General features: G+C 48.7%; 22 protein-coding genes. 9 read left to right on the plus strand and 13 right to left on the minus strand.

From position 1 onward, the window contains the following. Positions 1-181 precede the first annotated feature (181 nt). The 3 genes from SHK35_RS01825 to SHK35_RS01835 all read left to right on the plus strand — a co-directional run bounded on the left by SHK35_RS01825 (position 182) and on the right by SHK35_RS01835 (position 3,166). Positions 182-2,107 (plus strand): ABC transporter substrate-binding protein, encoded by a 1,926-nt coding sequence (locus SHK35_RS01825; protein ID WP_318708270.1) that lies wholly within the window; start codon positions 182-184, stop codon positions 2,105-2,107. Positions 2,108-2,194: 87 nt separating this feature from the next. Continuing rightward, positions 2,195-2,593 (plus strand): Fur family transcriptional regulator, encoded by a 399-nt coding sequence (locus SHK35_RS01830; RefSeq protein ID WP_318703429.1) that lies wholly within the window; start codon positions 2,195-2,197, stop codon positions 2,591-2,593. 33 nt (positions 2,594-2,626) lie between these two features. After that, positions 2,627-3,166, plus strand: a complete 540-nt coding sequence (locus SHK35_RS01835) for an NADH peroxidase (protein ID WP_318703428.1) — start codon at positions 2,627-2,629, stop codon at positions 3,164-3,166. A 164-nt stretch (positions 3,167-3,330) separates the two neighbouring features. On the opposite strand, the gene SHK35_RS01840 is transcribed toward SHK35_RS01835, so the two are convergent. The 3 genes from SHK35_RS01840 to SHK35_RS01850 all read right to left on the minus strand — a co-directional run bounded on the left by SHK35_RS01840 (position 3,331) and on the right by SHK35_RS01850 (position 7,243). Next, positions 3,331-4,128 carry a hypothetical protein gene (locus SHK35_RS01840; RefSeq protein ID WP_318708272.1) on the minus strand — a complete coding sequence of 266 codons (798 nt, stop codon included), beginning with the start codon at positions 4,126-4,128 and terminating at the stop codon, positions 3,331-3,333. After that, positions 4,080-5,087 (minus strand): hypothetical protein, encoded by a 1,008-nt coding sequence (locus SHK35_RS01845; protein ID WP_318703426.1) that lies wholly within the window; start codon positions 5,085-5,087, stop codon positions 4,080-4,082. The genes SHK35_RS01840 and SHK35_RS01845 overlap by 49 nt, the downstream gene beginning before the upstream one ends. Positions 5,088-5,191: 104 nt before the next feature. Then, positions 5,192-7,243 carry an extracellular solute-binding protein gene (locus SHK35_RS01850; RefSeq protein ID WP_318708274.1) on the minus strand — a complete coding sequence of 684 codons (2,052 nt, stop codon included), beginning with the start codon at positions 7,241-7,243 and terminating at the stop codon, positions 5,192-5,194. Between the two features lie 203 nt (positions 7,244-7,446). Here SHK35_RS01850 and SHK35_RS01855 point away from each other — a divergent pair, with 203 nt between their 5' ends. Then, positions 7,447-7,842 (plus strand): hypothetical protein, encoded by a 396-nt coding sequence (locus tag SHK35_RS01855; RefSeq protein ID WP_318708278.1) that lies wholly within the window; start codon positions 7,447-7,449, stop codon positions 7,840-7,842. Here SHK35_RS01855 and SHK35_RS01860 read toward each other — a convergent pair. From SHK35_RS01860 to SHK35_RS01880, 5 genes are read right to left on the minus strand one after another with little or no spacing between them, the layout of a single operon-like run. Next, positions 7,826-9,541, minus strand: a complete 1,716-nt coding sequence (locus tag SHK35_RS01860) for a DUF58 domain-containing protein (protein WP_318708280.1) — start codon at positions 9,539-9,541, stop codon at positions 7,826-7,828. The genes SHK35_RS01855 and SHK35_RS01860 overlap by 17 nt on opposite strands. 17 nt (positions 9,542-9,558) lie before the next feature. Continuing rightward, on the minus strand, positions 9,559-10,506 hold the full coding sequence (locus SHK35_RS01865) for an AAA family ATPase (protein WP_318708282.1): 948 nt from the start codon (positions 10,504-10,506) through the stop codon (positions 9,559-9,561). 29 nt (positions 10,507-10,535) lie between these two features. Next, positions 10,536-11,987, minus strand: a complete 1,452-nt coding sequence (locus tag SHK35_RS01870) for a sensor histidine kinase (protein ID WP_318708284.1) — start codon at positions 11,985-11,987, stop codon at positions 10,536-10,538. Then, on the minus strand, positions 11,971-12,438 hold the full coding sequence (locus SHK35_RS01875) for a response regulator transcription factor (RefSeq protein WP_318708287.1): 468 nt from the start codon (positions 12,436-12,438) through the stop codon (positions 11,971-11,973). Before SHK35_RS01875 ends, SHK35_RS01870 begins: the two co-directional genes overlap by 17 nt. After that, the gene (locus SHK35_RS01880) at positions 12,380-12,535 is read right to left on the minus strand and encodes a hypothetical protein (protein WP_318708288.1); all 156 of its coding nucleotides are present in this window, start codon (positions 12,533-12,535) and stop codon (positions 12,380-12,382) included. The genes SHK35_RS01875 and SHK35_RS01880 overlap by 59 nt, the downstream gene beginning before the upstream one ends. Positions 12,536-12,703: 168 nt before the next feature. Here SHK35_RS01880 and dpsA point away from each other — a divergent pair, with 168 nt between their 5' ends. The 5 genes from dpsA to SHK35_RS01905 all read left to right on the plus strand — a co-directional run bounded on the left by dpsA (position 12,704) and on the right by SHK35_RS01905 (position 18,205). Next, positions 12,704-13,570, plus strand: a complete 867-nt coding sequence (dpsA, locus tag SHK35_RS01885) for a dipicolinate synthase subunit DpsA (RefSeq protein WP_318708289.1) — start codon at positions 12,704-12,706, stop codon at positions 13,568-13,570. Positions 13,571-13,668: 98 nt separating this feature from the next. Then, complete coding sequence (locus SHK35_RS01890) at positions 13,669-14,265, plus strand: dipicolinate synthase subunit B (protein ID WP_318708290.1); 597 nt, start codon at positions 13,669-13,671, stop codon at positions 14,263-14,265. Between the two features lie 7 nt (positions 14,266-14,272). Continuing rightward, a complete protein-coding gene (gene asnB / locus SHK35_RS01895) occupies positions 14,273-16,126 on the plus strand; it encodes an asparagine synthase (glutamine-hydrolyzing) (RefSeq protein WP_318708292.1) in 1,854 nt (617 codons plus the stop codon). Positions 16,127-16,233: 107 nt separating this feature from the next. After that, positions 16,234-16,740 (plus strand): hypothetical protein, encoded by a 507-nt coding sequence (locus SHK35_RS01900; protein ID WP_318703413.1) that lies wholly within the window; start codon positions 16,234-16,236, stop codon positions 16,738-16,740. 244 nt (positions 16,741-16,984) lie between these two features. After that, the gene (locus SHK35_RS01905) at positions 16,985-18,205 is read left to right on the plus strand and encodes a reverse transcriptase/maturase family protein (RefSeq protein WP_318708293.1); all 1,221 of its coding nucleotides are present in this window, start codon (positions 16,985-16,987) and stop codon (positions 18,203-18,205) included. On the opposite strand, the gene SHK35_RS01910 is transcribed toward SHK35_RS01905, so the two are convergent. From SHK35_RS01910 to SHK35_RS01930, 5 genes are all read right to left on the minus strand, one after another. Next, a complete protein-coding gene (locus tag SHK35_RS01910; protein ID WP_318708294.1) occupies positions 18,187-20,478 on the minus strand; it encodes an AraC family transcriptional regulator in 2,292 nt (763 codons plus the stop codon). The genes SHK35_RS01905 and SHK35_RS01910 overlap by 19 nt on opposite strands. A gap of 11 nt (positions 20,479-20,489) precedes the next feature. Further along, positions 20,490-21,896, minus strand: coding sequence for a serine hydrolase domain-containing protein (locus SHK35_RS01915; RefSeq protein WP_318708295.1), 1,407 nt, complete (start codon positions 21,894-21,896; stop codon positions 20,490-20,492). 83 nt (positions 21,897-21,979) lie between these two features. Further along, positions 21,980-23,533, minus strand: a complete 1,554-nt coding sequence (locus SHK35_RS01920; RefSeq protein ID WP_318708297.1) for an ABC transporter substrate-binding protein — start codon at positions 23,531-23,533, stop codon at positions 21,980-21,982. A gap of 43 nt (positions 23,534-23,576) precedes the next feature. Beyond that, on the minus strand, positions 23,577-24,482 hold the full coding sequence (locus tag SHK35_RS01925; protein WP_318708299.1) for a carbohydrate ABC transporter permease: 906 nt from the start codon (positions 24,480-24,482) through the stop codon (positions 23,577-23,579). Positions 24,483-24,496: 14 nt separating this feature from the next. Continuing rightward, positions 24,497-25,477 (minus strand): ABC transporter permease, encoded by a 981-nt coding sequence (locus SHK35_RS01930; protein WP_318703404.1) that lies wholly within the window; start codon positions 25,475-25,477, stop codon positions 24,497-24,499. Positions 25,478-25,904: the final 427 nt, after the last annotated feature.

Here is a 25,904-nt window from a genome sequence, read left to right on the forward strand (position 1 = left end):
TATCTGGTTCCCACCGGGGTCATGGTTCCCACGGCTCAAGTGGAAGCGGTGCATCTAAATCTTCCCAATATCCTGTCTGAATGTATCCTTGAGGAGTCCTATTTTTTTTTATGTGAGCAAGGACTTGGAGACGGATGGTGCTGGGGATAAAACCACCGTAGTCTCCTTCTGCAGGAGAGACTTGGATAGCTTTGAAGAGGAAACACTTCTTTTAAAGCAGACGGATGGCTCTTGTGTAAAGCAGGCAGTGCTGGATGCAGGCGCAAACCTGTATGAGCTGCTTTTTTCCGAAGAGGAGCAGGCTTATTATGTGGGTAAATGGGACTGCAAGGGGCAGCAGCTTTATATGCTTCCTGTAACAGAGCTTCCCCAGGATACGCTGGCGGATGCAGCGGGCTGTACTGTGGACGCAGCGGGACGGCTGTGCCTGTATACCTGGGAGGGCAGCATTTTTGTCTTTGACAGAGAGGGACAACTGACGGGGCAGTGGGAATCCGGTATGCCTCTGGCCGAAAACGGTTTCTTTGTCTCTGGAATGGATGGGTTTTATTGGTATCAAGACATGGGCGGAGAACTGCTTTTTTACTATTTAAACGAAGAAAACGGCCAGTTTACAGCACAGATCTCCTTTCCTTACGACGGCGATGAAGCAGGAATTCTGCAGGTCTTTGGTGCCTTGGACTGCATTTGGATTGCCACGGGACAAAGCCTATACTGTTATGATTTGCAGGAAAATACCCCGGAAAAAATACTTTCCTGGCAGAATCCCTATATCAATCTGGACGGCGGCGATCTGCGCCTGCTTGGCGAAAACAGCCTCGGAGAGCTTGTGCTGCTCTTTCAAAAAATAGACGCTTCTGGCTTTACGCTTTACGAAAAGGCTGTGATCTCCTGGGCCGACGAGGGACTTCTCCCTCAAAAGGAAACCATAACCCTTGGAACTATGCTGATAAACGGACAGCCTACTGCAGATGTTGAGGAAACGGTGAGACAGTTTAACAGATACTCCCAGAAATACTTTGTAGAGCTGGTTCACTACTTTCCAAGAGATGAGACCGGAGAAATTATGGAAAATGTATACCTGGATATTCTGCAGGGCCAAGCGCCGGATTTGATCGATGTAAGCGCATTGGATGTGGCATCTCTGGCTGACAAGGAAGTTTTTGAGAATCTGGAACCCTATCTAAAAGACAGCCAAGTTATACAAAAGGAAAATATTCTGGAAAATGTATGGGAGGAGGGGCAGATTGGAGGAAAATTCCGGCTGGTGATTCCCTTTTTTCAGGTGAATACTTATGTGAGCCATGCTCCTGCCCCCGGACAGGGCTGGACCTTTGAAGAGTTTACCCAGTATGCAGCTGCGCACCCTGACACTCCCCTGGTGGTCTATATGTCCTATCGGCAGGCCCTTGGCATTGCACTCTTTGCGGGCATGGATTCCTTTGTGGATTATGAGCAAGGAAAATGTAATTTTACTGACGCTTCTTTTTCGGCGCTTCTTACGGAAATCAGGGATATGTGCATGATACAGACAGGGCCTATGGAGGATTCTGTGACTGTGGAGGAATTTCAGGCTCTTTTTGAGGAGGGAGCAATCCTTTTGCAGGAAATTTCCTTTGGAAGCACGGAAGAATTTCTGCTGCTGCAGCAACAATATGGTTCAGCTTCCAGCTGGAAGGGCTATCCTTCCCTAAGCGGGGAGCCCTATCACAAAATGTCTTCCCAGCTGCGGCTTTCCATGAACAGCGCTTCTAAAAATAAGGAAGGAGCATGGGCTTTCTTAGAATTCCTGCTGTCCAGGGAAAATCAGGAAAGGAGCCGTCTTTTAGCCTCTTTCCCTGTGCGCAAAGACAGTTTTGAGCAATATATAAGGACGCCATCGCAGACAGCCGAGCCTGAAAAAATAGATGCTTCTGCGCAGGATATCGCTCTTTTGGTGGAAACAATACAAGCTTCCCATATGGACAACAGAAGCATTGATGATGATGTTTTCAGAATTGTGTGCGAAGAAAGCGAAGCCTTTTTTGCCGGAGACAAAACGGTGGAAGAGGTTACAGGACTGATCCAAAACAGAGTGCAGCTTTACCTTTCGGAAAGATACCGCTGAAAAATTTTTTAAATCCTATTGACAATCTGGAATTATCCTTTATAATAAAAACAGTAATGATTACTGATTTTTGAAAAGGAGGATGCAATGGCACTAAAATACAGCAGACAGCGCGAGATGATAAAAGACTTTCTCAAGACAAGACACGACCATCCCACCGCTGACGTTGTTTATATGAATGTCCGCAGGCAGAATCCGAATATCAGTCTCGGCACCGTTTACCGCAACCTTTCCCTTCTGGCTGACATCGGGGAAATACAGCGTCTGCGCCTGGGGGACGGTACAGATCATTTCGATGCCGACACCTCGCCTCATTACCATTTTATCTGTACAAAATGCGGCAGTGTAATAGACCTGAAAATGGAAAGCATTGAAGGCATTAAGGAGATTGCCGGCGCCAATTTCAACGGAACCATCGACGGTCATGTAACTTATTTTTACGGTACCTGCGGCAACTGTGCAAAAACGGAAGCTCTTTCAATTTAAAATACTATTTATAAGGAAAAGGAGATTAAGAGTATGAAATTTGTATGTCAAGTATGTGGTTATGTTTATGAAGGAGATGCAGCTCCCGCTGAGTGCCCGATCTGCCATGCTCCCGCTGAGAAGTTTACTGTTCAGTCCGGTGAGAAAACATGGGCTGCAGAGCATGTGGTAGGCGTTGCCCAGGGCGCTCCTGAGGATATTATCGCTGACCTTCGCGCAAACTTTGAGGGCGAGTGCTCTGAGGTTGGTATGTATCTTGCAATGGCTCGCGTTGCTCACAGAGAGGGATATCCCGAGATCGGTCTGTACTGGGAAAAGGCTGCTTACGAGGAGGCTGAGCACGCAGCAAAGTTTGCTGAGCTTTTGGGCGAGGTTGTTACCGATTCCACCAAGAAGAATCTGGAGATGAGAGTTGACGCTGAGAACGGCGCTACCGCAGGCAAGTTTGATCTTGCTAAGCGTGCAAAGGCTCTGAATCTTGACGCTATTCATGACACCGTGCATGAGATGGCAAGAGACGAGGCTCGCCACGGCAAGGCATTCGAGGGTCTGTTAAAGAGATATTTCGGCTAAGAAAAGGCTTCTATAAAGTAAGACTTTTAAGAGGACGCTGCCAGGTCATCAAATCAGATGACAAAGCAGCGTCCTCTTTTTCATTTTGGGGCAGATACTCCAGAAATCATTCTGCCCAGTGTAAGTGTGGGTCTTTTCGCTGGTAAGGTTACGGGAACGGAGCTTTATCTTACCCACAGTGTTCTTATAAATGTGTTGTCCCCGTCGTATCCCACATATTTCAGTCCATCATCAGATGCCCATATTCGTGATTTTTTATTTTCCAGCCACTGATTATCAAATACAAAAATCTCATTTGCTTTTGTATTCCAATAATATGCGGCATCAACAGTAGTAAAATAATATCCCTCCCCGGTATAACGGGCATCCCTGATCAGATTGGAAGCTGAAATAAGCGGAACCTTTGCAGTCTCCACATAGGCTCCATCTTCGATATATCCAAGAGAACCTGCTTCTTCCAAATACTTTGAATCGTCCGTTTCCGACAACAGCAGCCCGCCTTCCCCTCCGTACGCTGCATAGCATACACGTGTCCGCAGCGGAATCTCCTCAACAATTTTTTCTTTTTCGATATCGTATAAAAACAGAACATGTTCGCTTTTCTTATCCTTATATTCTTTATTTAGAGTAAAGCAAACGGTCTCGTTGTTTATGGAGACGCAGCCCAGATCCTCCCCTATCCCGTTCTCATTATCCCATAGCGTGCTGTAGATTACCTTTTCTTCCTTCTTCTCCATATCCTCCAGGATAAGAATATTTTCATACATATGAGAATCTTCCACAAAATGATTACGGATACTCACCATGTACTGTTCACAGGTCTGGTTGAAAGGAAACTGCGGTGCATTTTGGTGAAACAGGGGCTGAATATTTCCATCAGGTGAAAGCTGGATGATTTCCATGCCGTCTTCCGTTACATTGCACAAAAGCATATTATCGCCGACGCTCTTCGTATTATACATGTGCATATCCTTTTTTGTAAAAGCATTCGGTCATTACCGGAACTGTCCAGAAAATGAAATTCATTTTCCGTTGTTGGCTCTTCTTTAGAATAATCAATACCAGTCTGAATTTGATAATAAATTCCATTTGATGCAATAGCACGTATTGATGCGTCCTCGGGTATGTCGGAAATGATTACGTCACTATAATCCCACGCCTCTTTTTCCTGAACAATGATCTGCTGATCGGATTCCCGGGCAGAGGTCTCCTCTCCCTTTTCCACATAATCGATCTCTATGCCGTCCTGCAGCGTCTCGCAGCGGAAATCGCAGCTCATGTAGGCTGCGGGGACGCCCTCCTTACACGCCATAAAAACAGCTCCGATACAGGGTATATCATCCGCCTCTGACACTGCCGCCGAATAGACAATCACATCATCCTGCTCCAAAACGGTTCTGAAAAAGAATGGCGCATACTCCTTTTCAAACTTGCTCTTTGCATACCTGCTTAAATTCTGCCATTCATCCTTACAGTCATAGAACTCCTTGCTTTTCAAATCGATTGCGCCCAGGTGCTGCATTTCTCCGTCGCTTCCCATTATTCTGCTGCTTGCAATGTATATCTTATCATTCAGCCGGTAGCACTGATCCACCCAGCAAAATTCTTTGGGCGGCTCCACCGTATAAGGAGTCACATGATAATCCTTTGGATCATCGGTTGCATAATCCAGGAGAAGGATTTGCGGACTTGGCTCTTTCCCCTCTTCCAGCGCAAGGTTGAAATCGATCAATGCAATATAGGTTCTTTCTTCCTCTTTGGTCTGAAAAGCGCCTGCAGTAGTCCATTCCCAGACATCAGATTCTGTCAATACCTTGCTGAGATCAAATTCCTCAGTGACGCCGTCAAAATAGCTTGTGTATATTTTGCTCTCATTGTCATAGATTCCTGTCTGCACACCCTTTGACCACCATTTTTTCATTACAAAAAAACTCGCGTCCGCATATTTTTCCGGATAGTTTTCCATCTCCTCAATAATTGGCGCAAAATACGCCGGATACGAACCGGATACTGTTCGTCATAAAATCATTCATTCAAGTACAGCATAACTCTGTTCTGCAGAATCTGTGCCGCTTCCTCCACAGTTTTTTCTCCTTCCCACACCGGAGCCATCTCCTCCGATATCATAACCGATATCTCCAGAGCGCGTGAAGCCTTCAGCCAGTACCCATTGTCCACCATAAATCTCAAAAATTCTCTGTCCTCTTCCGAAAAGGCCATGTCAGAATGCCGGTATTGCTCCAGCGCAAGCTGTCTTTCAAAGGAATCCTCTCTGACAGGAAAGCTCATCACCCTGTCCTGATACTCCTTAGACAGTAAATATTCCAGAAAGGCCCACGCTCCCTCTTTGTTCCCCGAGGCGCTGTTTATGCCAAAGGACACAGGCGGTATGATTTCAAAAACCGGCTTTCCCTCCTGATTCGGATATCCTGCGACCTCGTAGGATTCCCCCTGAGCAAGCCCTCCGTTTCTCTCTATCACATCGCTGCAGTAAATACCGCTCATATAAAAGGTTTTTGTCAGCACGAGATTTTCATAAAATTTCTCGCTGTCCATATCATATTCCCAGGTGTCTGCATTTTGCGGCGGCGGAAGAGCCTTCACCTTCCTGACCAGATCAATAAACTCCTCCTTTTCAAAGCTACAGCTTTTTTCCTCCCAATTTACATAGCTGTCCATATCTGCCTGCATAAGCAACCTCAGCACATCGCTGTAATAGTACTTGGGATTTCCATCCATCAAAACTGCCCAGGGAGCGCTTTCCCCAAAGGCCAGATATTCTTCTGTAGTCCAGCTGCCATCCTGGACAGTGCCTTTTTCTACCCAAAATCCATTGATCTGGAAATGGGGAAACACACATACCAGACTTTGGGAAATGGTTCCCGCTCTCACCACGCAAGGCAAAAGCTCCTCCTCACTCACCTGATCGCTTGTCTGAAAATAAGGCTCCAGGTCCTCCAGTACTTTTTTATGATCAAGGACTATAATATCCATATCTTCTGCAATTTCAGTCACCACCCCATAGCTTTCAATCAGCCCCAGGGTGACCGTCTGTTTTTGGGGAATGTATTCTTCGTCCTGATAAACCACCCTTGCTGAAATCACATCATCGTAAGAAGTATGGGCCAAAAGATACAATTCCTCTTCTTCCGTTATGCCGATTGCGTCAATGATATAACCCTTCAGATTTACCGTGCCTGCACCCCAGTCCAGCGCCTTCTCCAGACTGTCCTGAGAAATATCATATTTCCACAAGGCGTCGCTGTCGGAAATCAATATTCCCATTTCATATCCATCATAGATTTCAACTGCGCCTTGTTCCATACCAAGCACACCTAAGTCTATTTTTTTGATTTCCTGCAGTCTGCCCCCGGCAGTATCCATTTTCTGAAAGAGGATTTCCCTTTCCTCGATGGAGTAGGTATAAATGCCCTCGCTGCCTGCATTGACAAGCCCCTTCCGCGCGCTGTGATAGGACTGCGCATCCCACCCGGCACTGCCGCTGTGCAAAAGCTTTCCGTCTGCGTCAAAAAGATAAAGTCCGCCGTCTGCGTTTGCCAGACACACTTCTCCCTCTTTGCTTATCTCCCCCATGGAAGCATCTGCAATGCCTTGGAAAAGCTGCGTATTCTGGCTGTCGTCTTCTTTTACAATAAGACGTTCATAGACCAGCTTACCCTCATTGTCCTGCTTTTGAAGAAAAAATCCGGTGCTTTCCTTTTCTGTCCCGTAAAGGCTGTACACCGCCCCCTCCTCATCCAAGAGAAAAAGAAGCAGTCCCTTACCCCCAAAATCTGCAATTTTCTGTTCCTCCCCGGCATTCAGCTCTTTTTTGTAAATGCAGGCGTTGTCTATCCAGCCTTTTTCCGGATTCCAATCTCCTTTTACATAATACAAGGTATCGCCTATGATTTCAGAGGCCATCTGCATATCTGCTGTCTCCCAGCAGGCAACAGGTATCCTGTCTGTTTCTGCTGCAGAATAGGTCTCTGGATTTTCTTCCCCGTTTTCCTGTGTTCTGCAGCATGCGCCAAGCAGCATAGCTGTCAGAACCAGGATGCTTATCCACCTTTTCATCCACCCATCCTCAATTTTTAGAAATTCCTCTTTTATATCCTATATTTGTATTTTAAATTTAGCATAAATTCTGATTATTTTCAACTATTGCTTGCACAAGGAAATCTCCCTGTCGTATAATGAAAATGACAGCGTCAAAAGCAAGACGCTGTCACTGTAAGAAAAAACAAATTAAAAGAAAAAAGCGCAGAAATGGGGAAAACATGAAGAAAAAATTTAAAAAGCTGTCAATAAAGCATCTGCTTCTGATTTATCTTTGCATCTGGGCGTTGTCTGCAGCCGCCTTCTGGCTGGGAGCCCGTAGGGACGCAATGGGATACTCCCTTGTTTTCCTCCATTTTGTTCTGCCCTTCAGCACCTTTGTCCTCTCCATTTTTGCAGGAAAGGACAGGTCGTTTGGAAATAAAAAGGGACTTGTGCTGCTTTATTTCGGCGTTCTGTACATGCTTGCCCCTTACGTCACCTTTTCCCTTGCCAATATGCTCTCCACCTGCAGCCTCAGGGCTCCTGCCCCAAGCGATATGATGCCGGGGCTCTTTTTCTCCGCTGCGGGAATGATCATCGGCATTTTAATCAGCCTCTTTAAGCGTACGCCTTAAAAAAGCAGAAGATAAGTCTCTTATGCCACTTCAGGGAAGAAAGCATTCCCTGCGCCGCCTTGCAGTATACCTGATATACAAAGGTCTCCTGCTCTTCTTGGGGCTGAGAAGGCCCGAAGGCCGCCTGGCTTACAATATCCTGCATCTTACAGATCTCTTCCTCCTTCATCCAGCTAAGCTGCTTTGCCGTCTCCTTTGCAAAGTCTGGTTCTGTGCCGTCCCATCCCTTCATGCAGCCGCAGAAATGAAGCATCTGCAAAAATCTTGCATAAACTTTCCGGCAGCCCTCCCCTTTCATTTTTTTCAGCCTCCGCAGCCTGCGGTAATCTAACAGGAAGGGCAGCAGGCATACAAGCAGGTGCTTTCTGAGAATAAACTCCAGTAAAAACAAAAAAAGAGCAAGCAGCGGCATTATTGTCATCACAAGCAGCGTCACTGTCATCTGGGACAGATTGGTTTCCCCCGCAAGGCTGGCAGCGATCTGCGTCCCCTGCTCCCACAGCCTGTCCCACATCAGAAAGGCAGTGACGCCCTCCCCCAGAAGAATCAGGACAAGGAGCAGATAAAACAGCGGCCGCCTGTAACAAAAGGAAGCCCATAAAAGCGTACACAAAAGAATTGCTGCCGGATACACCATATAGGGGCTGCTGTCCACCCCGTTAAGGGCTGGAATCAGTGAAAGCAGTCCGCATACTCCCGCTGCAAAATACACAAGGGCAGCCCCAAAGCCATATTTATTTTCCCCGAAATTCCCCGTTCCTTCCTGCTCCCGTTCCTCTTTTTGTGCTTCCAGCCGGTAGAGGGACAAAAAAAGCTCCTGACACTGTTCTCCTTCGGACACTCTCATGGTTTGAATCCCATTTCCCCCCTCTTCCCTCCAAAAGGCCTGCACAGCCATGTCCCTTTTCAGCATTCCCACAAGAAAGCTCCACAAAAGCTCATAAAATGCGTCCAGCTGCCTTCTTGCAGCCTTTCTTTGTCCGGAAAGGTCAATCCATAGGCACACCTGGGCGTTTGTCTCCCGTTCATACTCCTTGACCCAATACTGTCCCGTTCTGGCGCTTTGATTCCAGTGAATATGGCGCACAAAATCTCCCTGACGGTATTCTCTGATCTGACGGACCTCGTCCCCGTCCTCCCTGGCGCCCTTTGCCGCCTGTGCAGACAGGATGGACCCTTGGCTTTCCAAAAATGCCCAAAGCTGTGTCTCTATGCTGCTCTCTGTGGGAAACACCGCAATCGTCATCTCCTGTTCAATGCTTTTCCCGGCATGGAATAATGACAGATAATCATAAACCTTCAGCTTGTCTACCTTAAGCTGCACCAGACCGCAGTACCGGGCCAGTATGCCAAACTGCAGCAGATTTTCTCCGCATCCGCTCTCTCCGTATATCCTTTTGGTCCTGCAGGTACGCTGTCCGGGGTAGCGCACTTTAAGTCTCACCCGGAAACGGCTCACCGGCAGTTTCCCCTTGTTTCTTGCCGTCAGCGCACACCAGATGGTCTGCTCCTTTCTTGCAACGCCGCTTTTTTGGGGAATCTCCAGAGATAAATTCCGTTTCATATAATGACAGGCAAGAAACATCACAACCGTTAAAGCTATTTCTGCAAAAAACAGAACCATCAGACCGGGATGCCGGTACATTCCCGCAATATAAAAGGTGAATGCCAAAATAATTGCAAAAACCAGCTTTCTCATTTCAATCCCTTCCCAGGCTAATCCTTTCCCATGGAAGGCTGCCTGACCTGCTTTAGAATCTGCTGGATAATCTGTTCCTTTCCCATTCCCTCCATCCGGGCTGCCCTGTTTTCCTGAATCCTGTGAGCCGCCACATAGGGAAACTGCTCCCTGACATCTGCAGGGGTCACGTAATTGCGCCCCTCCAGAAAGGCTGCGGCTCTTGCCATCTCCACCAGGGCAATGGTGGCTCTGGGACTTGCGCCGCGTTCCAGATAAGGATGCTTTCTTGTAGCAGTGACAAACTCCAAAAGGTAACGGTATATCTCATCCTTGATAAACACCCTTTGGACTTCTCTCTGCATTTCCAAAAGCCTCTCTTTGTTCAAAACCGGCCGCAGCAAATCCACGCCTCTGCTTTCCCCCACAGCCTTTGCCATGGAAAGCTCGCTTTCGAAATCCGGATATCCCATGGTCATGGTAATCATAAACCTGTCCATCTGGGCCTCCGGAAGATACTGAGTGCCGGCGCTTCCCACAGGGTTCTGGGTGGCAATCACCAAAAACGGAGCCGGCACCTTTCTGGTAACACCCTCCACCGTTACTCTGCGTTCCTCCATCGCCTCAAGAAGCGCCGACTGGGTTTTGGGGGAGGTTCTGTTGATTTCATCCGCCAGCAGCAGATTGCAGAATACGCTTCCCTGCTGATACACAAATTTCTCCTCTTCACGGCGGTAAATGGAAAAGCCCGTCAAATCCGAGGGCATTACATCCGGCGTAAACTGCACTCTTTTATAATCCAGCTCCATCACCCTGGAAAAGCATAACGCCAGCGTAGTTTTTCCCACTCCGGGTATATCCTCCAATAAAATATGTCCGTTGGCCAAAAAGGCCAGCATGACCTCCTTTACCGCCTTTTCCTTTCCAAGAATCACCTGATTCACCTGCCGCAGCGTTTCCCTTGCGCTTTCCAGATTGTCCTGCAAGCCCTTCACCTCCTCTTGGGCATTCTCTCCTAAACATCCTGCTTTTTCCTATACCGAAACCAGAAGACCGTCATTTTGTCCTCATAATCCACTCCGTAATCCATCCCATGAGCCTTTAAAATGGTGCTCACAATGGAAAGGCCAAGGCCCGTTCCCTCATTTCGCCCGCCCTGGTGCTGGCTTCTGTGGTAACGCTCCCAGATCAACGACCTCTCCTCTTCCGGAATGGGGTCCCCCACATTTTTTACTGCCACATAGAACCCTTCCTGTTCCTCTTTCAGCTCTGCCACAATGGACTCCCCATCCTGGGTGTGATTGATGGCATTGTACAGAAGATTTCTGATGACCTGACTGATTTTCAGGGCATCCACATATGCCATAGCTTCCCCCTGGGGCAGAGAGAGGGTGATCTTTATGTGATTTTTTGCCACACTCTGCTCGCACAGCATTACCTCCGACTCCAGGATTTCACAGAGATTGTACCAATCCTTGCGCAGCTGCAGATAACCTGCCTGCAGCTGTGAATAATCCAGGATATCACTTACCATCTCGCTCATGCGGTTGGCCTCTTTTATGATCAGGTTCAAATCCTCCTGCCGTTTCTCCTCATCCTTCCAGTGAATGTCCCGGACCATTTCCGCATACCCTCCAATCAGGGAAAGGGGGGACCGCAGCTCATGGGACACATTGGCGATCAGCTCCTTGCGCAAAGCGTCCACCCGCTGCAGAGCCTGCCCCAGCTCTCTAACCGACTCTGCCAGCTGCCCCACCTCGTCATGTAACGCAATATCCGGCTCCGCCTGCAGATTGCCTCTTGCCAGCTCGTCTACCGTGTCCTTTATGATGCGTACCGGCTTGATAAATCTTCTGGACAAAACAGCCGCTATGACAGCTGACACTAATGTCAGAAGAATACTGAAGGCAATGAGCTGTCTGCGGTTCATGCCAAGCACCTGATTCAGCTCCGAAAAGGATTGCCGCAGAATTAGATACACCTCCTCGCCATTGTATACAGCCGGAAGGCCGATCTCATAGGATTCCAGATGAGAGTTTTCCCGCACCTCTCTGCTGTAGGTCTGCCTGGCAAGCACATTCTCATACACATCACTGTTTTCAATATCCTCCCAAACCGAAACGTTGGACATGTCTTCTTCCATGTTCAGAGTATGTCCATAGCTGTAAATTTCTATGAGGCTGCCGTTTTTGTCCACAAGCATCAGCTTGCCGTTTATGATTTTGCTCAAATAGGAAAGCAGCTCCCCATTGTCCGCCAAATCACCTGTTGTAAGCTCCTCCCTGACAGTTTCCAGCTGGTTTTTGATTTCACCCACAGCCATGTCCGCATAATTGCTCTCCAGGACAAAGACCTGTACAATCCACATGAGCACAATGGTAAATAATACCACCGCCATCATAATAAACCACAGCCGCACCGACATTTTGGAGAAAAAATGGTTTTTGCTTTTATTGCTTGTACTCAAATTTATACCCCACTCCCCATACGGTCTGAATCAGCCTTCTGTAGTCTCCAAGGTGCTCTCTCAGAGACTTCACATGGGTATCCACCGTTCTGGTGTCACCATAATACTCATAGCCCCAGACAGAGGAAAGAAGCTGATCTCTGGTCATCACAATATGCTCGTTCTGGGCCAGCTTCACCAAAAGATCAAACTCCTTTGGCGGAAGATTGATTCTGTTTTCCCCGGCCATAACGATCCGTGTGTCTGTCTCTATGCAGAAATCTCCGAATTTCAGGGCTCCGGCGGTTTCTCCCCCGGCCCTTTTTAAAACGGCGTTCACCCTTGCCATCAGCTCCTTTGGGCTAAAGGGCTTGGAAACATAATCGTCGGCTCCCAGCCGGAAGCCTAACAGCTTATCGTATTCCTCGCTGCGGGCCGTCAGCATGATAACCGGCAGCTGCCTGATTTGCATTCTCCGCTTCGCTGCACTGAAAGCCCTCCAGCTGTGCATAGACCATCACCAGATTTCTGATATGCGCATCATCGTCTACAATGAGCATTTTTCTCATCCGCTTACCTCCTCCTGCCCTCTTCCCTTCTTATTATAAAGCATATCCGCCATTTGTAAAATTTCTGTGAGATTTTTATGAGAATCCTGAAAAGAAATGGGTAACAGTCCTCCGGGAAGGTACATATTTTAAAAAATGATAGTGGAAAAAGGGAGGAGACAGCAGAAGTTGTCAAAATGGAAAAAGTTTGATATTGCAATTATCGGCGGAGACAAGCGCACCGCCTGTATGGCTCCGGTTTTTCTGGAAAAGGGATACCGTGTGATCGCCTGCGGGGTGTCAAAAACTCCTGAAAACGCAAATATACACCAAACGCAGGAGCTCCGGGAGGCTGTGGAAAATGCTGCAGTGCTGGTGTTTGGTATCCCCTTTGAGAAGGAGGGCCATATTTTTTTTCAGGAGCCCATGCCCCCTGTCAGTCTGGCAGAGCTGCAGCGGCTTCTGCGCAGACATCAGGAAATTTTCGGAGGCGTGATTCCCGAAAGCTTCCGGCAGCACTGCGAAGAAAGAGAAATCGGCTGCTTTGATTTTATGAAGGACGAGGCCCTGACTATTTTCAATGCCATCGCTACGGCGGAGGGTGCCGTTTTGGAGGCTTTGCTTCACAAGGATACCAGCCTTCACCACAGTGAATGTCTTGTGCTGGGATACGGCAGATGCGGCAGGGTGCTTGCCCAGAAGCTGAAGGGCTTAGACGCCCGGGTGACTGTGTGCAGCCGAAGCCTTAAGGAGCTGGCGTCTGCGGAGGCCATGGGGCTTTCCACCCTTTTGCTTCCCAGACTGAAGCAGGAAATCAGCTCTTTTGAATATGTGTTCAACACCATTCCCGCCTTGGTTCTCACCAGGGACTGTCTTAAGAATTTTCCTGCAAAGGGGCTGATCATCGATATTGCCTCCAATCAGGGAGGCGTGGATTACGAGGCGGCTGAAAGTCTTGGCATCCCGGCACGGCATTGTCCCGGTCTCCCCGGAAAATATGCCGGCGCAAGCTCCGCCAGACGCCTGGCCCAATACGTGACGGACAAAATATCTTAAGACATGGTTTTTCAGAATCCATTGTATGCGGCTTGTGTCTGCGCGCTGCCTGTCGCAAAGCCGCCTACGGGAAAAGGCAGCGCAGAAACGAGGATTTTATGAAATTAGAGGGAAAAAAAGTGGGCGCAGCGCTCACCGGTTCTTTTTGCACCTTTGACAAAACCTTTGCCGCCCTTCAGAAGCTGAAGGAGGCCGGAGCAGATATTTTTCCCATTCTCTCCAACGCCTCCCAGACCATTGAAAGCCGCTTCGGCGCTCCTGAGGCATACCTTGCAAGGGTAGAAGAAATCACGGGCAGAAAACCCATTCTTCGCATTGAGGAGGCAGAGCCCATCGGGCCTGGCGGATATCTTGACCTTCTTGTGATTCTGCCCTGTACCGGCAATACCGCAGCAAAGCTTGCAAACGGCATCACGGACACCCCGGTGCTCATGGCAGCCAAGGCGCACCTTAGAAACAGCAAGCCCCTTGTGTTAGCCATTTCCACCAACGACGGGCTTGGCATGAATCTGAAAAACATCGGCCTTTTGTTAAACTCCAAAAATATATACTTTGTGCCCTTCGGTCAGGATGACTGGGAGAAAAAGCCAAATTCTCTTGTGGCAGATACTTCTCTTTTGCTCCCGGCCCTGGAGATGGCTTTAGAGCACAAACAGCTGCAGCCCCTTCTCACAGACGTGGCTGCGCAGAAATGAGGTGGATATGTGCGGAATTGCCGGATTTAGCAGCTTTCACAAAAATTTTCTGGAGGATGGAGGCAGATGGTACCCTATTCTGCAGAAGATAAACCAGATTCAGAAGCATAGAGGGCCTGATGACGATGGAGTGGCCCTTTTCAGACACTGCGGCCTGTCTCACGTGCGGCTGTCTATCCTGGACCCTCAGGGAGGGCATCAGCCTATGTCAAAGCAGTGGGGGGATCACCGCTGCACCATCTGCTTTAACGGAGAAATCTACAATATGCCCGGCCTTAAAAGGGAGCTTCTTTCAGAGGGCATGGAATTTACCACAGACACCGACACAGAGGTGATACTGGCCGGTTATCTGCTCCATGGGCGGGATTACGTGAAACAGCTCAACGGTATTTTTGCCTTCTGTGTCTGGGATGAAAGCGCCCAGACACTGTGCCTGTTTAGGGATCGTCTGGGCGTAAAGCCGCTGTTTTATACCCTGCAGGGAGATACTCTTGTGTTTTCCTCTGAGATCAAAGGGCTTTTTGCCTACCCCGGCGTTGCGCCTGTTGTGGACAGAGAGGGACTGTGTGAGATTTTTGGGCTGGGCCCCGCCAAAACCTATGGGAAAGGTGTGTTTCAAAATATCTTTGAGCTGCTCCCCGGATATTTCCTGGAATTTCAGGGCACTGAGGCGCAGCTTTCGCCCTACTGGCAGCTTGAAAGCCGCCCCCACGAAGATTCCTGGGAGCAGACCGTAGAGAAAACCCGATATCTGGTAACAGACGCCATTCGGATGCAGATGCTTTCCGACGTTCCCATCTGCACCTTTTTATCCGGCGGTGTGGACAGCAGTCTGGTGACGGCGGTCTGCAGCAGGGCCCTTGCAGATCAGGGGAAGCAGCTGGATACCTATTCCTTTGACTTTGCGGGAAACGACGCCAATTTCCGGGCCAACGCCTTTCAGCCCTCCCAGGATCGTCCCTGGGTAGACAAAATGACGGCCTATGCCCATACAAATCACCGTTATCTGGAATGTGACAGCCAGGCCCTCTATGATTTTCTCTTTCAGGCAGTGGATGCACGAGACCTGCCCTGTATGGCTGACGTGGAATCCTCCATGCTCTATTTCTGCCGCCAGGTTGCCGCCCGTCATAAGGTGACCCTCACCGGAGAATGCGCCGACGAAATCTTCGGAGGTTATCCCTGGTTTCACAAAAAGGAATGCTTCCAGGCAGACTGCTTTCCCTGGTCTATGGATCTTGCGCCGCGCACAATGCTGCTTCGGGACGAAATCAAAGAGCTGCTGCCCATAGAGGAATATGTGAGGGCGGCCTATGAAGCCACGGTGAAAGAAACGCCCAGGCTTTCACAGGACAATGACGAAGAGGCCCGCCGCCGGGAAATCTCCTATCTGAATCTGCGGTGGTTTATGCAGACCCTGTTAGACCGCATGGACCGCACCAGTATGCACACCGGACTGGAGGCCAGGGTTCCCCTGGCGGATCACCGCATTGTGGAATATGTCTTTAACGTTCCCTGGAGCATGAAATGCCCAAAGGGCCAGGTGAAAGGGCTGCTTCGAGAGGCCGCCAGGGGGCTTCTTCCCGACGAGGTGCTTTTCCGCAAAAAAAGCCCCTATCCCAAGACCTATGATCCGGCCTACGAGAACCTGCTGAAGGAGCGCCTTCTGGCAGCTTTGCAGGATACCAGCACTCCGCTTTCCGACTTTATTGATCTGGAAAAAACAAAGGCCCTTCTCAAGTGTCCCTCGGACTACGGCAAACCCTTTTACGGCCAGCTCATGGCCGGTCCCCAGCTTTTGGCTTATCTGCTGCAGGTGGGATACTGGCTGGAGCATTATCACATCCAGGTGCGGCTGTAGCAAAGGACTTTGCAAAGAGGCTATTGCAGGCTCTTCGATATCATGTTATAATCGTGTCATAATTTTGAAAAACAAAAGACAGCATTTCGATGCGGAAAAGAGGGAATATGGGGATATTAGACAGGATTGCGCGAAGGGTTCTAAACACAGCCATTGATTCGGTGGTAGACAGCTTTATGAACGGCTCCGACACCGAAAAGTCCGGCGAAGCAAACGCAGCTCCAGCCACGGCAGCCACTGCCGCAAAAGCAGCGTCCACTGCCCAGACCGGGGATTACTCTTATGAAAATGGCGGTGAAGAAGGAGTCCGTTTCCGCCTGGAAACAATTTTTAAGGAATTTTACAGCGACTGCGAGGTGCGCAGGGATGTGCCCCCTTCTGTGGTGGGCGCCCCGGAAAACGCACAGCACTTCACCTACGGCCTCTACCGTAACGGTGAGCCTGCAGCTTTGATTATTATTATGAACAAACGTGGAAACTACCGCAGAAGGGACTATAAGTCTGCCAGGGAGGCCTGCAGCGAAAGAGGCGTTCCCTATGCTCACTTTATGTCCTATCTTCCAAGCAATAGAGATTATATCATAAACAAGCTTAAGGAGATCATGCCTGGCTGAAATCTGCAGCCCACCTTCATTTGCTGAAAAGAAAGGGAAATACAACTTTTGTTGCGCCCGCGGCGGGCGAAGTATGCTTTCTTTTTTATGCTTTGCGGGCAGTATAAGCATATTCAGCCCTGTGCCATAAAGCACGGCTATTATGGCTTCAAAGCGTTTTCCCCTTCTTTTTGCTGCCAGCCTGCGGCAAATACAATGCGGGCCGGCAGCCTTTTCATTTGTGATCTTTTTACGAGGAATTCCCATGAACACATCCATCCTTGAAAAAGCGGCCAGCGAGGAAAGCTGGCGGGCTTTTTTAGAATACAAGCTTACAAAACAGCATCTTTCCCAGAAGGAAGCCCAGGAGCTGCTTTCCTTTATCGAGCAGAAGAGATATCTGCCTTTGTGCAGCGCCTGGCAGCAAGGCCTTTTCCCCCAGACGCTTCCGTTAAAGCGTGTGGTAAACAAGGAGGGCACTACAAAAAAACGCATCGTCTACACTTTTTCAGGAGATGAGGGTATCCTTTTGAAATTCATCGCCTTTCAGCTTTTTTCCTTTGACGATTATTTCTGTAAAAGCTGCTATTCCTTCCGCCGGGGCTACGGAGTGAGGGACGCGGTCCTCCGCATCCGAAGGGACAGACGCATTTGGTCCTTTTACTGCCTGAAGGCAGACGTGAGCAATTACTTCAATTCCATCGACGTAAAGCTCCTTTTGGAAAAGCTTTCCTTTCTCCGCAAAAGAGATCCCGCTCTATATGCTTTGTTTACCCGGATTCTTGGGGAGGATCGGGTAGTGGACGGCTCTCAGATTGTGAAGGAAAATCATGGAGCCATGGCGGGCACTCCCATTTCTCCCTTTTTTGCCAACGTGTATCTGCGGGATACGGACGCCTTTTTTGAAGAAGAAGGCGTACCCTATTTTCGCTACTCTGATGATATTCTGCTGTTTGCGCCCACCCTGGAGGCGCTGGAAAAAAGACAGGCGCAGCTCTATGAGAGGCTGAAATCCCTGGGGCTTTCCATAAATCCCGAAAAGGTGCATATTTCCGCTCCCGGAGAGCCCTTTGACTTTCTTGGCTTTTCCTTCCATAAAGGAGAGGCGGATCTTTCTCCAAACACCATTTACAAGATCAAGGGAAAGATCAGGCGCAAGGCCAATGCGCTGCGCCGGTGGCAGCGAAGAAAGGGTCTGGCGCCAGACAAGGCGGCCATCGGCTTTATCCGCGCCATGAACCGGAAATTCTACGGTCAGGAGGAGGAAGAGGATTTCACCTGGAGCAGATGGTTTTTTCCCAATCTCACTGTGGACACAGGATTAAGGCAGGTGGACGCCTATCTGCAGCAGTACCTGCGCTATGCGGCCACCGGCCGCCACACCAGGGGCAATTACCGCATCCGCTATCAGACCTTAAAGGACTGGGGCTATAAAAGCCTGGTGCATGAATACTATCAATACAAAAATCACTGCCCGTTTCTGTGATTCCTTCGGAACTGCCCCGGCGTGACGCCGAATTTCTTTTTGAATATGGCGTTAAAGTAGGATGGATTGCTGTATCCCACCAGCTCACAGATTTCCTGTATGCTTTTATTGCCCTCCGATAGCAGAAGCTCCTTAGCCTTTTCCATCCGCAGCGCAGTGAGATAATCAGGAAAGGTGCATCCGCACTTTTCATGGAAGAGTCTGCTGAAATAAGAGGGCGTAATGTGGTATCTGTCCGCCAAAAGCTGGGCGCTGATGCCCGGGTCCGCATAGTTTTCCTGCAGGTAGGACACAGCTTTTTCCACAATGTCCTCTCTGCCCGTCTGTCTGGACCGCTCCAGCACCGTCCAGATTTCCTCTGCAAGCTGGAAAAACCACTCGCCGATGTCATCCATGTACTCATAGGAAGAAAGGCTCTGACTTAAGGCTTCGTAGTCAGCCTTTGACAAGGGTTCAAACCGATAGTGCAGGGTATGGTAATAGGTGATCATCTGGGAGGCCATTTCCATAAGGGTGTCCATTGCTGCCTGAATGGAAAGGTCCTTGATCTCCTGAATCATGTGTTGGTATTCCCTGGCAAAGCCTTCTCTGTCACCGTTCTTTAGCTGCTCTATCAGCGCAGAAACCTCCGGAGAGGTTTTGCCGTTTAAGGCCCTTACCGTCATTTCCTCCTCCGTCACAATGGAGCCGATCCCATACATAAAGCGGTACGCCGTGGCGGCTCTTGCCATCTGATACATAATATTCAGCTCTCCAAAGCCTTCCTTTTCCTTGCTGATCCCTGCATCCATGCCAATGTGCAGAAGCTCCCCGGTTACTGCGAATACCTCTCGTATGCCGGAAATGATCTGTTCCTCTGTCCTGGCGCTCTCCGAAAACAGCATCACCGCCAGATATTCTCTGTCCACAGGCGTCACAAGAATATCGCCAAGCCCTTTCAGCACCTCCTCCACAATGCTTTTTATGGTCTCAAGCTCAAAGGCAATGGCTTCCTCCGTATTATTGTCATGAAAATCCTTGGTATCGCTGATGCGCAGACATACCAGACGGCTGTGGACTCCCTCTCTTCCATAGGTTTCCTCCACCCACTCGGGCGTGCTTTTCTGGGTGGATTTGCTGCTTAAATAAGCTGCAAGCTCCTCCTGCTCCTTCCGCAGGTTCATATGATTGAGGGTCTGCACCATGGACTGGTAGGTTCTTGCAATGGTGGACAGCTCCGTGTCCGCCAGTCTCTTGGACATAGCCTTGGAGGGAACTCCCTCTTCTCCGGCCGTGCGAACCATCTCATCTAAGGGAGCATACACTCGGTTGGACATAGCAAACGCCAGCAGCAGCACAATTATCACAACCAATATCCCTATGGCCGCAAAAATAATTCCCACATGGCGGATGGAAGCGGAAAGATTCTGGTAAGGCACCAGCCACACCAGGTAAAATTCCCCGTCCATATTGACGCAGCTTGCCAGATACCTCTCTCCATCCAGCCTTAACAGCTCTGCCGACTGTCCCGTACAGCTGCGCAGAAGCGATATGAGCGCCTCCTCCTGCAAAGGGTTGCTGCTTTGGTATCTGCCGCCCTTGGCATAGATAATGTTACCCTGTCCGTCGGTCAGGAGATATTGCTCTCCTTCTTTCGCCTGAGAAAATATGCCCTCCATCACCCTGCCGATATCCAGACTTACTAAAATGCCGCTTTCCTTCTGACCGTTTACCGGCTCCAGCTCCCCGCTGGACAGGCATAAAAGGGCTTTGCTCTCTCCGTAAACGTCAATATAATAGGCAGGCGTAAATTCTCCGAAAACGCTGTTTTGGTAGATTCCCTGCATCAGGCTGTCCCCTTGCTTGTCCATAGGGTAAGAGGGATTACTGCTCTTTAAAAGATAATCCCCGCTTCCGAAAATATAGATAGAATGAAAGAACGGGTTGACGGAAATCATGTTAGTCACCATCGAAGCCGCCACACCTGTGTTATCATCCCAGAAAAATTCCTGCCGGTACATAATCCGCTTTACATAATTGTCATTTTCCAGCACCTCAATGGTTTCCTCTGCCGAATTCCGGTAGCTGTCAAGCATGAGAGAATAAGCGTACAGCATATTTTCATAGTCCTGCTCTTCCTTTTCCAGCTGGGAGGCCCGAAACCACAAAAACCCCACAATGCAGGATAAAAAAATACAGATGGCCGCCAAACCAAAGCAGACTGCAAACATATGCCGGAATATCTTCTTCCCCTTAAACTTCCCCAAAAATTTCTGGCAGATTCCCTTGTCCATAGGCTTCCCTTCTATTCCTTTTGTCTGTACGCAGAGCCAAAGCCCTTAAAGAAAGCGAAATACTCCTCATTGGTGCTGACCATGCGTACGCTCAGTCTTTCATCCTTCCATGCAAAATCCATGCTCACATGTCCCTGCTCTTCATCCGTCACATAGCACTGCAGCAGGAAATGTCCCATTTTCCAATATCCCTTACACTCACAGGCATAATCTGTGCCCGGAAACTTCTGTCCCCGCACCCAGTCACCTCCAAAGTCAAGCTGTGCCTCCCCTGAGGGCAGTACAAAGCTAAGCCGCCCCTTCTGCCAGTCAAAGCAAAGGCTGCTCCACTGCATCTGGTTGGCATAAAAGGTATAGGCCACATTCTGGGTTTCCTCTCGAAGCCGCTTTTCCCATTCTGCATCCGGCACATCCTGTCCAAGGTTTTTCCCCACTGTCAGTGCTTTGCCCTTTTGCTCCTTCAGGCAAGGGTACACCGTGTCGTAAAAGCAGTCATAGAGCATCTGCAGTCCCGCTGGATTGCCTATGGTATCCGCCATGGTGAGATAGCAAAAATCCAGCTTGGGAAAGCACACTGCAAGCTGTCCCCCCATACCGTAGAACACAAAGCCATCTTCTCTTGGCATCCAGATCATATAGCCGTAGCCGCACTGCTCGTCCAGAGTGGGCTGAACATCCGTGGGGGTCTGGCAGGCCACAGCCTCCCTTAAGAACTCACCGGGCAGAAGCTCCTCTCCATCCAGTATGCCTCCCTGATTGCACAAATAGGCCACCTTGGCCACATCCCGCAGGGTACACACCATTCCGCTTCCCCCCTGGGATACGCCGGAGGGATCCTTCATGATATAGGCCTCTTTGGAAAAGCCCAGCTTATCCAGCACCTTCTCCCGCATATAATCCAGCAGCTCCATGCCGGTCAGCTTTTCCACCAAAGCCGCCAGCACATGAGCGGAGGAGGTATCATAGGAAAAGACAGTGCCCGGCACATGATCCGGCTCCACCCGGAAAAAGGATTCCGTCCAGTCTCCGTCTCCATAACGCTTAAAGGTAGTGGAGCCATAGCAGGTTCTCATGGAAAGCATATCCCTTATAGTCATTTCAAGACACCAGGGATGCCCTCCGTCCTGGGGAAGCAGCTCCGGAAAATACTGACAGATTTTATCCTCCAGGCTGATTCGTCCCTCCTTCTCCAAAAGTCCCACCGCCAGGGCGGCAAAGCTCTTGGTGATGGAGTACATCCTGTGAATCACATCCCTTCCATAGGGTTCCCAGTAGCGCTCCGCTATAATACTTTTTCCACTCAGCAAAAGATAGCCATGGATATGGATTCCAAGACGCTCCATGCGTTTGTCCATCTCCTCCACCGCTTTTCCCGGTATTGCGCATTCCTCCGGTGTTTTTGTCTCAAATGTCAGCATGTTCATCCTCCCTTGGTTTTTTCTTATTTTCTCAAAAAAAGCTGCCTGTTGCAAGAACAGACAGCCTCTTTTTTTGCAATTACTTATTTATTTGCCAGAAATTCATCAAACTGTCTTTGAATCTCTGCCACATAGGTATCCCACCCGGCATTCTGCAGCGCAGTTTTCAGCTCCTCGATATTGGAGTCGTAATCCTTAAGTCCTGCCAGCATGGGCTTTGCCAGCTCATCCCATACACTGTCAATCTGTGCCTTTTCTGTCTTAATATTAGTATAATCAATACTGAAGCCAAAATCAACAGAGGTAATAGAGCCTTCATCCCAGGTCTTATAGACTTCCATAAACTCATCCGTGTAAGCTGTGGTAGGGGTAGAAATATTTACATTATAAATCATCCATTCATAGAACAGCTCGTCAGTGCTTATTTTTGACACCTTTCCATCCACCAGCTCGTAGTCCGTTCCCTCAACGCCATAAGCAAACAGGTCCGCCAGCTCCGTATTTTTCTGCAGAAGGTTTACAAACAGCGCCACTCTGTCGGCCTTTTTAGAGGTCACCGGTACCTGGAAGGCTGTGTTTTCATAGGTGGATTTGTAAACAGGCTTGTCAGGGCGCAGATAAAATTCAATGGTTTCCGCCTCGGGCACGATAGTCTTTAAGCCCGGCTCATTCTCAATCTTGGTAGTTCCGCTGGTGCCTCTCATGATGGAGCACATATTTGCCTGGAAGGGCAAGGTTACTGTGTTAGTAAGAATATCCTTGGGAATCAATCCCTTCTCATACCATTCGTTGTACAGCTTCACCGCCGTCTCAAACTCAGGGGATTCCGCAAAGTTGATGAGCTCATGGGTATCCTGATCCACCCACAGTCCCGTAGTCAGCTCGCTGATGTTTCTGTCGCTGGCGCCTCTGATAATGTATTCGCTGTTTGCCAGCTCATAGGTAGCATACAGTCCGTATTCCTCATAGGCCTTCTCTACATATTCTGTCAAATCCTCCAGGCTGGTGATCTCCGTCATGCCGATGGCATCCATGATATCCTTTCTCACACAGACTGTGTTAAAGGTTCCCGCCGTAGGCTTGTTGCCGATGGGAATGGCATAGACGCCGTCTCCAAACCGATATGCGTCAAAGGCAGTTTCATCCATGTTTTCATGCCAGTCCGGAAGATAGGTGTCGATCACATCTGTAAGGTCCTGAAGATAACCCTTGCTGTAGCTGTTCGCAGCCCATGCGGGATCCACGATGCAGGCGTCAAACTCCTGTCCTGAGGCGATCATCAGGTCTACCTTTCCGCCCGCTCCGTTCTCCGTCCAGGGCAGATACATCAGCTCCACCTGAGTGTTGATCTCATCAATAAATACCTGCTGAAACTCTTCCTCCATCAGCTCCTGCATACGAGGGGACTCCTCTCCAAACAGCACCACTGTGATGGTGTCCAAGGTGTCGGGCCGAAGGGGATTTTCAGAATCAGCAGTGGTCTCTGCCTCCGTACCCGCCTCCGCAGTCTGGGAGCCTTCCTGTGCTGTGGTGTCCGGCGATGCAGAGGATGCCGTTGTGCCTCCGTCAGAGCCGCAGGCTGCAAGAGATACCGCCATGACAGCCGCCAGCAATGTGGAAATCAGTTTCTTTTTCATATGTTTTCCTCCTTGTAAAAATATATTGTGAATGTGAGTGCTCTCACCCTTTTACCGCTCCTACGATAACTCCCTTGGTAATGTATTTCTGGGCGAAGGGATAAAGTAAAATGATCGGTCCTATGGTCACGCAGATGGTAGCCATCTTTGTGGTCTCCAGCGGGATATTGATATTGTACCCCAGGGAAGCATTGGCCTGGTTTGCCATAAACTGTACATTGGAAAGCATATTGTACAAATAATACTGCAGCGGATACATATTCTGCCTGCTGATAAACATTAAGGACAGATAATAGTCGTTCCAGTAGCTTAGTGCGTAGAACAGGCCGACTGTCACCAGGCCCACCTTAGCCAGAGGGAAATAAATCACGCTGAATATCCTTAAATAATTTGCCCCGTCAATCTTTGCCGCCTCCGCAAGCTCCTCCGGTATGGATTTGAAGAAATTGCGAAGCAGAAACACGTTGAAGGCATTGATGCAGCAGGGGAGCACCAGCGCCAGAAAATTATTAGTCAAATGGTAGTATTTGGTGCACATGATATACCAGGGCAGCAGTCCTGCGGAAAAAATCATGGGGATATACAGGAACATATTCAATGCCCCTCTTGGTTTAAATTCCCTCACCGTCAGCACATAGGCAAAAGAGGAGGAAACCAATATGGAGAGAATGGTGCCGCATACAGTAACTCCTATGGTCACACAGTAAGCGTTGAACAGATTCTTTCCCAGAGAGCCAAAAATCATTTGATAGGCCTCCAGGCTGAATTCCCTGGGAATGACATTGTAGCCGTTCACCGTGATAGATGCCTCATCCGTAAAGGAGGTTCCTATGGCCAGAAGCAGCGGATACAGACACGCTATGGCAAATACGCCCGCTACTGCATAGAACACTGTCGTCAGCACTCTGTCCGAAGTACAGCGTTTGATTTTCTTTCTTTTTTCCATCATAATTTCCTCCCTTCCTAAAATAATTTATAATCCTTATCAAACCGTCCCACCAGCCAGTTGGAAAACAGCACCAGCACAAATCCGAAGATGGATTGGTAAAGTCCCACTGCAGAGCCCATTACAAAGTCTCCCACACCAATAACGGAACGATAAACATAGGTGTCGATAATATCTGTAGTGTCCAAGAGCATAGGCGACAGATTGGTGATGGACATCATCATGGTCAGATCACCGCTCATAATCTTTCCGATAGAAAGCAAAAACATAATAATAATAGTAGGCTTCAGCAGCGGCACGGTAATGTAACGGATTCTCTGCCATAAATTTGCGCCGTCCACCTGCGCCGATTCGTACAGTGAGGTGTCAAAGCCCGCTATGGTGGAAAAGTAAATGATGCCATTGTAGCCTGCGGATTTCCAGATGTTGCAAAGGGTCAGGATTATCCTCCAATACTTGGGGTCATTGTAAAAATCCACCCGGTCCATGCCAAGGGCCATTAAAAAATTATTGATGGCGCCCCCGTCATAATTTAACAGGGCTCTCAAAATACCTCCGGCCACCACCCAGGAAATAAAGTAGGGCATGATGGAAAGGGACTGGGTTGTTTTTAAGTACTTTTTGCTTCGTATTTCATTGAACATAACCGCCAGCGCCACCGAAACTATGGTTCCGCACACCGTGTAGAGCAGATTTAATATGATCGTGTTCTTAGTTGCCCTCCAGGCATTTGCGAAGTTGGCAAAAAAGAACTCAAAATTTTTAAATCCCACCCAGGGGCTGCCGAAAATACCGTCCGTAAAATTGTAATCCTTAAATATGATAACCAGACCGGTCATGGGTATGTAGGAAAACATCAGCGTCAGTATGATGCCAGGCAGCGCTAACAGCCAGAGCTGGTAATACTTTTTAAAATGTACGGCTATTTTACCTCCGGCCCCGGGAGTTCTTCGTCCCACCGCTGCTGCCGCTGCCTTTCTTTGTTTTGTAACAGCCATTTCTTTTCTCCTCCTAACATTGATTGCTTTCTTATTTCATCATTTCATTTTTCATCGCATTGGCGTCTGACGGCTTTTGCTGTGTTAATTTAGAAATAGCATCTTTTTCTTTTGTTCTCAATCTTAAAAAATCAAAGCTATTAAAAAAAATTGAAAATCATAAAAAATTGATATCAGTACATTTTTTTGTAATTGCGGCAGGAAAAAGCCTTTGTTTACAATGGTTTAAGGAGCATTGAGGCTTACTGCCGTCACAGACCTCAATGTAGAATATTAATAAGTAATTGCGAAACTCGCTAATAAAATCACGAACCTGGTCATAATAACCAAAAACGGGTTCCGAAGCAGTGGCTAGTATATAATAAATTAAATAAATGACACATTTAATAAAATGTGGTATACTGAATTTATCATATGAAGAAATAGA

The organism is Candidatus Acetatifactor stercoripullorum, assembly GCF_944382095.1.
Lineage (GTDB): Bacteria > Bacillota > Clostridia > Lachnospirales > Lachnospiraceae > Acetatifactor > Acetatifactor stercoripullorum.